The sequence below is a fragment of the Massilia sp. 9I genome, from assembly GCF_902506415.1.
In the GTDB taxonomy this organism is placed as follows: domain Bacteria; phylum Pseudomonadota; class Gammaproteobacteria; order Burkholderiales; family Burkholderiaceae_D; genus Telluria.
On the sequence record NZ_LR733280.1, the window covers coordinates 1 to 1,473 of the forward strand.

General features: G+C 65.9%; 1 pseudogene. It reads right to left on the reverse strand.

Going from position 1 to position 1,473, the window contains the following annotated elements:
- Positions 1–1,350, reverse strand: a pseudogene (locus GV068_RS24815) (DUF11 domain-containing protein); the annotation flags it as partial.
- Between the last annotated feature and the right edge of the window lie 123 nt (positions 1,351–1,473).

Here is a 1,473-nt window from a genome sequence, read left to right on the forward strand (position 1 = left end):
GTTCGTCAGCGCACCGGAGTCGACATCCGCCTGGGTTGTCGTGTACGTCGCAGTGAACGTTCGCGCCGCTCCCGGCGCAAGCGATGCAACCGATGCTGGCGAGATCGCGCCGAGGGTGCCGGTACCGGAAAAATCTGCGTCATCGACGGTCACTCCGCGCAGCGTGACGTTCCCGGTGTTCGTCGCCTTGAACGAGTACGTGATCGACTGTCCAGCACTCGTGATCTGCTGACGGTTCGCCGTCTTGTCCACCGTCAGTGCCGGCGCCGGGTTCGCCGGCACCGTCACCGTCGACGGCGGCGAGTCCACCGGTGTGCCGCCTGGCGGGGTACCGGTCGCGGTCGCCGAGTTCGACGTGGACCCACGGTCAACGTCCGCCTGCGTCAACGTGTACGTCGCGGTGAAGGTTGTCGACCCTCCCGGCGCGAGCGTCGCGACCGAGGACGGAGAAACCGGGCCCAACTGCCCCGACCCGGTGAACCCCGAATCGTTCACCGACACGTCCGAGAGGGTCACGTTGCCGGTGTTGTTGACAACGAACGAGTACGTGATTTCCTGACCAACCGTGTACGCCGAAGCCGCCGACGGGCTGGCCGTCTTCGTCACCGTCAACGCAGGAGCCGCTGTGATCGTGACGGTCGCAGTGGACGGGGGCGAATCGACCGTTCCACCGGTCGGGGTGGTCGCCGAGCTCGTCGCCGAGTTCGTAACGACACCCGCATCAGCGTCGGCTTGGGTCAGCGTGTAGGTCGCCGTGCAGGTTGCCGATGCTCCCGGCGCAAGCGAATTCGCCGCAACCGGGCAGTCCACTGCGGAGAGGTCACCGGTACCGGAGAACGCGCCCTCGTTGACCGTTGCGTCAGTCAGGGTCACGTTGCCGGTGTTCGTCAAACGGAACGAGTACGTGACGGTGTCGCCAACATTCGCACCAGTCGCGGGACTGGCGGACTTCACCAGCGACAGCGACGGGTTCGGCGTCGACGGGACAGTCACAGTGGACGGGTCCGATGGCACCGGCGTTCCGCTGCCCGGCGGCGTACCGGTAGCAGTGGCGGAGTTCGTCGTTGACCCCCGATCGACGTCAGCCTGGGTCAGGGTGTACGTGGCGGTGAAGGTCCTCGATGCTCCCGGTGCCAGGGACGCAACCGAGGCCGGTGTCAGCGTGCCGAGCTGACCAGAGCCGTTGAAGTCGGAGTCATCGACAGTGACATTCGACATGGTCACGTTGCCGGTGTTCGTCGCCACGAACGAGTAGGTGATCCGCTGCCCGACCGTGTAGGAACTCTGCCCCGACGGGCTCGCCGACTTCACAACCGACAGCGACGGATTTGCCGACGCCGGGATCCTCACTGAGGACGGACCCGACGTCACCGGATCACCAGTGGGCGGAGTTCCCGAAGCGGTGGCCGTGTTCGTCAGCGCACCGGAGTCGACATCCGCCTGGGTTGTCGTGTACGTCGCAGTGAACGTTCG